At 61.9% G+C, this 7,308-nt stretch carries 5 protein-coding genes; 3 read left to right on the plus strand and 2 right to left on the minus strand.

Annotation, left to right across the window (positions count from 1 at the left end; translation table 11 throughout):
- The first annotated feature begins 48 nt into the window (after positions 1-48).
- Positions 49-2,004 carry an acetoacetate--CoA ligase gene (locus K9857_RS29035; protein WP_224541805.1) on the plus strand — a complete coding sequence of 652 codons (1,956 nt, stop codon included), beginning with the start codon at positions 49-51 and terminating at the stop codon, positions 2,002-2,004.
- Positions 2,005-2,124: 120 nt separating this feature from the next.
- On the opposite strand, the gene K9857_RS29040 is transcribed toward K9857_RS29035, so the two are convergent.
- Positions 2,125-3,216: a PilT/PilU family type 4a pilus ATPase gene (locus tag K9857_RS29040; RefSeq protein ID WP_224541811.1), complete on the minus strand. Its 1,092-nt coding sequence runs from the start codon at positions 3,214-3,216 to the stop codon at positions 2,125-2,127.
- Positions 3,217-3,347: 131 nt separating this feature from the next.
- Here K9857_RS29040 and K9857_RS29045 point away from each other — a divergent pair, with 131 nt between their 5' ends.
- Both K9857_RS29045 and K9857_RS29050 read left to right on the plus strand, forming a co-directional pair.
- Entirely contained in the window at positions 3,348-5,882 is a 2,535-nt protein-coding gene (locus K9857_RS29045) for a PAS domain S-box protein (protein ID WP_224541807.1), read from the plus strand.
- Between the two features lie 54 nt (positions 5,883-5,936).
- A complete protein-coding gene (locus tag K9857_RS29050) occupies positions 5,937-6,212 on the plus strand; it encodes a peptidylprolyl isomerase (RefSeq protein WP_224541809.1) in 276 nt (91 codons plus the stop codon).
- A 143-nt stretch (positions 6,213-6,355) separates the two neighbouring features.
- Here K9857_RS29050 and K9857_RS29055 read toward each other — a convergent pair whose 3' ends face one another.
- Positions 6,356-7,273 carry a sugar kinase gene (locus K9857_RS29055; RefSeq protein WP_224541813.1) on the minus strand — a complete coding sequence of 306 codons (918 nt, stop codon included), beginning with the start codon at positions 7,271-7,273 and terminating at the stop codon, positions 6,356-6,358.
- Between the last annotated feature and the right edge of the window lie 35 nt (positions 7,274-7,308).

Here is a 7,308-nt window from a genome sequence, read left to right on the forward strand (position 1 = left end):
GCGAGGCTTGCCCGCGAATGGAACTGCACATAGAAGAAGAGGCAAATCATGTCCGAAATAATGTGGCAACCCAGCGCCGAGCGTATCGGCAAGACACGCATGGAGGCCTTTCGGCGTTTTGTCATCAAGCGGCACCACGTGCACCTCGATGACTACGCGGCCTTGCACCAATGGTCCATCGATCAGCGCCCTGATTTCTGGCAGGCGATCGTCGACTTTTTTGATATCCGTTTCCATCAACAACCCGACGCGGTGCTGGTGGAGGGCACGCAGATGCCCAGCGCCCAGTGGTTCCCCGGCGCTACCCTGAACTTCGCCGAACACCTGCTGCGCCGTCGCGACGATGCCATCGCGGTGATTGCCGTGGCGGAAAACGGCCAGCGTGAACACCTGACCTGGGCCGAGCTCGCGGAACATGTCGCCGGCTTTCAGAACGGCCTGATCGCCGCGGGCGTCGGCGTTGGCGACCGGGTCGCGGCGTGCATGCCCAACACCTGGCAAACCCTGGTGGCCATGCTCGCTACCACCAGCCTCGGAGCGATCTGGTCCTGCTCTTCGCCGGATTTCGGCACCCAAGGGGTGATCGACCGTTTCGGCCAGATCGAGCCGAAAGTGCTGGTGACCTGCGCCGGCTACCGCTATGCCGGCAAGGAGATCGACCAACGCGTCAAGCTGAACGAAATCCTCGAACGCCTGCCATCCCTGCGCCAGCTGGTGGTCGTGCCTTACGCCCTCCCCGACGCGCACATCGAGCAATTCCACACCGAGGCCAACGTCACACTCTGGGACGACTTCTATTTCCCCGGCGGCGAGCCGGATTTCGTCGCCGTGCCATTCGATCACCCGCTCTACATCCTCTATTCCAGCGGCACCACCGGCGTGCCCAAATGCATCATCCACGGCACCGGCGGCACGCTGCTGCAACACGTCAAGGAACACGGCCTGCATTGTGATCTTGGTCCCGGCGAGCGCCTGTTCTACTACACCACCTGCGGCTGGATGATGTGGAACTGGCTGGTATCGGCGCTGGCGGTGGGCAGTTCGGTGGTGCTGTACGACGGCTCGCCGTTCGAACCTGAAGCGCAGCGGCTGATCGACCTGATCGACGACGAGCGCATCAGCGTCTTCGGCACCAGCCCCAAGTTCCTCGCGACCCTGGAGAGCAGCGGCGTCAAACCCGTGCAAAGCCACGACCTGAGCAGCCTGAAAACCATTCTGTGCACCGGCTCGGCGCTGTCGCCGCAGAGCTACGACTACGTCTACCGCGACTTCAAGCCTGACGTTTGCCTGGCCTCGATGTCCGGCGGCACCGACATCATTTCCTGCTTCGCAAACGGCAATCCCTTGCAACCCGTGCGCCGTGGAAAAATGCAGGGCAAGAGCCTGGGCATGGCGGTCGAAGTGTGGAATGACGAAGGGCAGTCAGTGATCGGCGAAAAAGGTGAGTTGGTGTGCACCCGACACTTCCCGGCGATGCCGATAGGTTTGTGGAACGACCCCGATGGCGAAAAGCTGCGCGCCTCCTACTTCAGCCAGTTTCCGGGCGTCTGGGCCCAGGGCGATTACGCCGAGCAGTTGCACGATGGCGGGATGATGATCCACGGACGCTCCGACGCCGTACTCAACCCCGGCGGCGTGCGGATCGGCACGGCGGAAATCTATCGGCAGGTGGAAAAGCTCCCGCAGGTGATCGACAGCGTGGCCATCGGTCAGCAGTGGCAGGACGATGTGCGAGTAGTGTTGTTTGTACGCCTGCAAGAGGGCGTAACACTGGATGAAGCGCTGCAACAGCAGATCCGCCAGGTGATCCGTTCCAACACCACGCCACGCCATGTGCCGGCCAAGATTGTCGCAGTGACCGACATTCCACGGACCATCAGCGGCAAGATCGTCGAGCTGGCGGTGCGCAATGTGGTGCACGGCCAAAAAGTAAAAAACACAGACGCCCTGGCCAACCCCGAAGCCCTGGAGCAATACCGCAACCGCCCCGAGCTCCAGACCTGACGCAATCCCCTGTAGGAGCGAGCACGCTCGCGATGGAGGTCCAGACACCGCGGGGCATCAGGTTGCCAGCGTTATCGTTGACGACCATCGCGAGCATGCTCGCTCCTACAGGGGGTTGTGTCAGTCCACGAGGCCCCAGTCACCGGGAGTGGATTCGCTGTGCAACTTCAGCCGCAGGCGCAAGTTGTTGGCCGAATCGGCATGCTTGAGCGCCTCGTCAGCGGTGATCGCCCCCTCCACCACCAACCCATACAACGCCGCATCAAACGTCTGCATCCCCTGCGCCTCGGACTTCTCCATGATTTCCTTGAGTTCGCCCAGCCGATTGAGGCGAATCAGATCGCCGACGGTCGGCGTCCCCAGCAGCACCTCCACCGCCACCCGACGTCCACCATCGAGTGAGCGCACCAGCCGTTGCGATACGAAAGCCTTGAGGTTATTGCCAAGGTCATGAAGCAACTGCCCCCGCCGTTCCTCCGGGAAGAAATTGATCACGCGGTCCAGCGCCTGGCTCGCGTTGTGAGCGTGCAAGGTGGAGATCACCAGATGCCCGGTATCGGCGAAGGCCAGCGCGTGTTCCATGGTTTCGCGGTCACGGATTTCGCCGATCAGCACCACGTCCGGCGCCTGGCGCAGCGTGTTCTTCAGGGCCATGTGGAAACTTCGGGTATCCACACCCACTTCACGCTGGTTGATGATCGAGTGCTTGTGCCGATGGATGAACTCGATGGGGTCCTCTATGGTGACGATGTGCCCGCGGCTGTGCCGGTTGCGGTAATCGATCAGCGCCGCCAGCGACGTGGACTTGCCGGAGCCGGTGGCACCGACGAACAGCATCAGCCCTTGCTTGAGCATGACGGTCTTGAGCAGCACCGGCGGCATCTTCAGGTCTTCGTAGCGCGGAATGTCGAGCTTGACGTTGCGTATCACCATCGACACGTCATTGCGCTGCTTGAAGATATTGACCCGAAATCGGCCGACCCCGGTCACGGACATCGCCAGGTTCATTTCCAGTTCACGATCGAACTCGAGGCGCTGTTCGGCGTCCATGATGGAGGCGGCCATGACAGCAATTTCCCCCGGTTTGAACGCTTGCTCCGACAGCGGCGTAAGTACACCTTCAAAGCGCGCACTGGGTGGCGCACCGGTAGACAGATAAAGGTCGGATCCATCCTGGCTGGCCAGTCTTTTTAATAACGCATCGATTTCCATGGCAAAAAGCACCCGCGAAGCATTCAATTGAAAGAAACGACCCGGACCGGATCGCAGCGAGAAACGCTCGATAACAGAGTAGACGCCTCTAACCCGACCATTGTTCATGAAATATCTTCTTGGAAATCTCGATGAGTGCAGCACCGACCGCCAGCGATGCCCAAGCCCTGATTGCCCGGCTCGACTGGGCGAACAGCCCTCTGGGTGACGCCAGCACCTGGCCGCAGAGCCTGCGTACCGCCGTGGACATCGTGATTCATTCGCCGATGCCGATGCTGTTGCTCTGGGGACCGCAGTTGACCCAGATCTACAACGACGGCTTCGCTCTGCTCTCCGGCAGCAAGCATCCGCACGCTTTCGGACAACCGACGCACCTGATCTGGCCAGAACTTAGAGACTTTGCCGACCCCATTTACAGCGCCGTCCTACAAGGCCAGGTGCGTAGCTACAGTGAACAACGCTTCACCCTGCAGCGTGACGGCAAGGATTCCGACTTCTGGCTCGACCTGACCTATAGCCCCATCCGCGACGAAAAGGCCGAGGTCGCCGGGATTCTGGTCACCGCCATCGAGACCAACGAGCGCCGGCGCATCGCCCTGGAACTGGAACAACGCTCGGCCGCCAGCCTCAAGGCGCAACGGGAAACCGAGGAACGCCTGCAACTGGCCCTGGCCGCCACCGACGCGGTGGGCACCTGGGACTGGGACATCGGCGAGGACCGCTTCATAGCCGACGCGCGTTTCGCGCAATTGCACGGCATCGATCCCGCCAAGGCCGGGCAACTGCCGATCAGCGCCTATCTGCACGCGGTACACCCGGAGGACCGCGCCCTGGTCGCCCACGGCATCAAGCGCTGCATTACCGAAGGCAGCGAATACACCGAGGAGTATCGTCTGCAATCCGATGGGCAACTGCGCTGGGTGTTCGCCCGGGGGCGCTGCTACAAGGATCACCATGATCGGCCGATCCGTTTCCTCGGCGCCGCCCTGGACCTGACCGAACGCAAGAACACCGAGCAGGCGCTGCGCCAGAGCCAGACCGAATTGCAGCTGATCATCAACGCCATGCCGATCCTGATCAGCTACGTCGACCGCGAGGAACGCTTTCGCCTGAACAACTCCGCCTATCTGGACTGGTACGGCCTGACACCGCAGGAGCTTTACGGCCAGACCATCCGCGAAGTGCTCGGTGATGAGGGCTACGCATTGCGCGCCGAGCACATTGCCCAGGCGCTGTCCGGCAAGCCCTGTTGTTTCAGCATAAACACTCCGCACCGCGACGGCAGCATCCGCCACGCGTTGATGAACTATCTGCCGCGTCACGGGGCGGACGGCGCGGTGAATGGCTTCTACATCTTTGTGATCGACGAAACCGAGCGCAAACACACCGAGGAAGCCCTGCGTAATCTCAACGAGACCCTTGAAGAACGGGTCGCCGCCCGCACCCAGCAACTGGCCGAAACCAATCAGCGCCTGCAAAACGAGATGTTCGAGCGCGAACGCGCTGAAGATGCCCTGCGCCACGCGCAGAAAATGGAAGCGGTCGGCCAACTCACCGGCGGCATCGCTCATGACTTCAACAACATGCTGACCGGAATCATCGGCAGCCTCGATCTGATGCAGCGCTACATTGCCGACGGGCGCATCGAGGAAATCGCCCGGTTCACCGAAGCGGCGGTGTCCTCGGCCAACCGCGCCGCCGCCCTCACCCATCGCCTGCTGGCGTTCTCCCGGCGTCAGTCGCTGGACCGCAAGCCGCTCAATGCCAACGACCTGATCCACTCACTGGAAGACCTGTTCAGCCGCACCAAGGGCGACCACATCGTGCTCAAACTGCAACTGGCCGAGAACCTCTGGCCAGTAAGCACCGATGTCAGCCAGCTGGAAAACGCCCTGCTGAACTTGGTGATCAACGCCCGGGACGCGATGCCAGATGGCGGCGAATTGCGCATCGAAACCGCCAACGTCTATCTCGACGGCAGCGACGTCAACATCCTTGAGCCGGTCAAGGCCGGCGATTACCTGATGATTGCTGTGAGCGACAACGGCACCGGCATGACCCCCAAGGTGCTGGCCAAGGCGTTCGATCCGTTTTTCACCACCAAGCCCATCGGCCAAGGCACGGGACTGGGGTTGTCGATGATCTACGGCTTTGCCCAGCAGTCGGGCGGCCACGTCAGTTTGTTCAGCATGCCGGGCCAGGGCACCAGCGTGCGCCTGTTTCTGCCGCGCCTGCATGACATGGAATCGGAGGATGTGTTGTCGCCAGTGATCAGTGAGGCGCCGCCGGCGATTGCCGGGGAAACCGTGGTGCTGGTGGAGGACGATCCGGCGGTGCGCATGCTGGTGCTGAGCCTGCTCAAGGAGCTGGGTTATCGCGCCTTTGAGGCCGAAGACGCGAAGACTGCCCTGCCCTTGCTCGAATCGGACATGCGGGTCGACCTGCTGGTGACCGATGTCGGCCTGCCGGGCATGAATGGTCGGCAACTGGCGGAAATCGCCCGTCAACACCGGCCGCAGATCAAGGTGCTGTTCATGACCGGTTATGCGCAGATGGCCGCGGAACGCGGAGGATTTCTCGAAGAAGGCATGGACATGGTGGCCAAGCCGTTTTCCATCGATCTGTTGGCCAACAAGATTCGCACGATGATCGGCCAATCCAAGTGAGTTAGGGCATAATCGCGCGCCCCGCTGTAAACCCAGTCAACAGGTAACTGCCTCATGAAAGCTCAAGCCCGCCACATTCTGGTGAAAACCGCCGAAGAAGCCGAGCAACTCAAGCAACGCATCGCCAAGGGCGAAGCGTTCGATGTGCTGGCCAAGAAGTACTCCACCTGCCCGTCCGGCAAACGCGGCGGCGATCTGGGTGAAGTGCGGCCGGGGCAGATGGTCGGGGTGATCGATGCGGTGATCTTCAAGAAACCGCTGCGGGTGGTGCATGGGCCGATCAAGAGCAAGTTCGGGTATCACCTGGTGCAGGTGTTTTTCCGGGATTGATATGGTTGGCTTTCGGACGTATTCGCGAGCAAGCCCGCTCCCACAGGGGATTTGTGTCGGATGATATTTTGTGTTCAACACAGCACCAATGTGGGAGCGGGCTTGCTCGCGAACCGATGGCGCAGCCAGCGGCCATTCAGTAACTATCTGGGAATCAACGCCCCAGGCACCTGAATCACCCGGCTCGCCAACCGATGCCCCGCCTCTGCCGCTTCGACCGCACTGCCACCCTTGAGCCGGCTGGCCAGGTACGCCGCACTGAACGAATCCCCCGCCGCCGTGGTGTCCACCACCCGCTCGACCTTCTGCGCCGGCACTTCGAACGACTCGCCAGCACAACGAATCAGACAGGCCTCGGCACCGCGCTTGAGCACCACCTCGGGCGTGCCGATCTGCTCGTAGGCCTCGAACACCGCATCACAATCGGCGAAATGGAACAGCGCCTGCTCGTCATCGACGGTCAACAGCGCCAGGTCGACATACGGCAACACGCTGCGATAGGCCGCCCGCGCTTCCTCGATCGAGGCCCACAGCCGTGGCCGGTAGTTGTTGTCGAAGACAACCCGCGCATCGCGCTGGCGGGCTTCGATCAGGGTTTGCAGCAATCGCTCACGGCCTTTCGCGCCGAGCACCGCCAGGGTGATGCCGCTGAAATACAACACGTCGTAATCGGGTAGCGCCGCCAGGATCGGCTCGGCGGCCGGGGTGGTGAAGCAGTCGCGCACTGCCGCTTCGTTGCGCCAGTAAAGGAATCGGCGCTCGCCGGCGGCGTCGGTCTGGATGCAGTACAGCCCCGGCAGACGGCCGGGCAAACGCTGGACCATGTCCAGGCCGATGTTTTCAGCGGCCCAGCTCTGGCACATGGCGTCGCTGAAGCTGTCATCGCCGAGGGCGGTGACGTAGTCGACGCTGCCGGCAGTGCCCAGTTCGCGGGCCAGGTAGACGGCGGTGTTCAGGGTATCGCCGCCGAAGCTCTGTTGCAGACTGCCATCGGCGCGGTGCTGCAACTCGATCATGCATTCGCCGATGAGGGCGATGCGGGGGGTGTTGATGGTGTTCATCTGTGGAGTCTCTGGTGTTGCGGTGGTGTCTGGGC

The organism is Pseudomonas sp. REP124, from assembly GCF_020164475.1.
Taxonomy (GTDB): Bacteria; Pseudomonadota; Gammaproteobacteria; order Pseudomonadales; family Pseudomonadaceae; genus Aquipseudomonas.

Excerpts from the sequence above, each read along its gene's own strand:
- K9857_RS29040 (WP_224541811.1), bottom strand. The coding sequence starts at position 3,216 with ATGGAAATCGATGCGTTATTAAAAAGACTGGCCAGCCAGGATGGATCC.
- K9857_RS29050 (WP_224541809.1), top strand. The coding sequence starts at position 5,937 with ATGAAAGCTCAAGCCCGCCACATTCTGGTGAAAACCGCCGAAGAAGCC.
- K9857_RS29035 (WP_224541805.1), top strand. The coding sequence starts at position 49 with ATGTCCGAAATAATGTGGCAACCCAGCGCCGAGCGTATCGGCAAGACA.
- K9857_RS29055 (WP_224541813.1), bottom strand. The coding sequence starts at position 7,273 with ATGAACACCATCAACACCCCCCGCATCGCCCTCATCGGCGAATGCATG.
- K9857_RS29045 (WP_224541807.1), top strand. The coding sequence starts at position 3,348 with ATGAGTGCAGCACCGACCGCCAGCGATGCCCAAGCCCTGATTGCCCGG.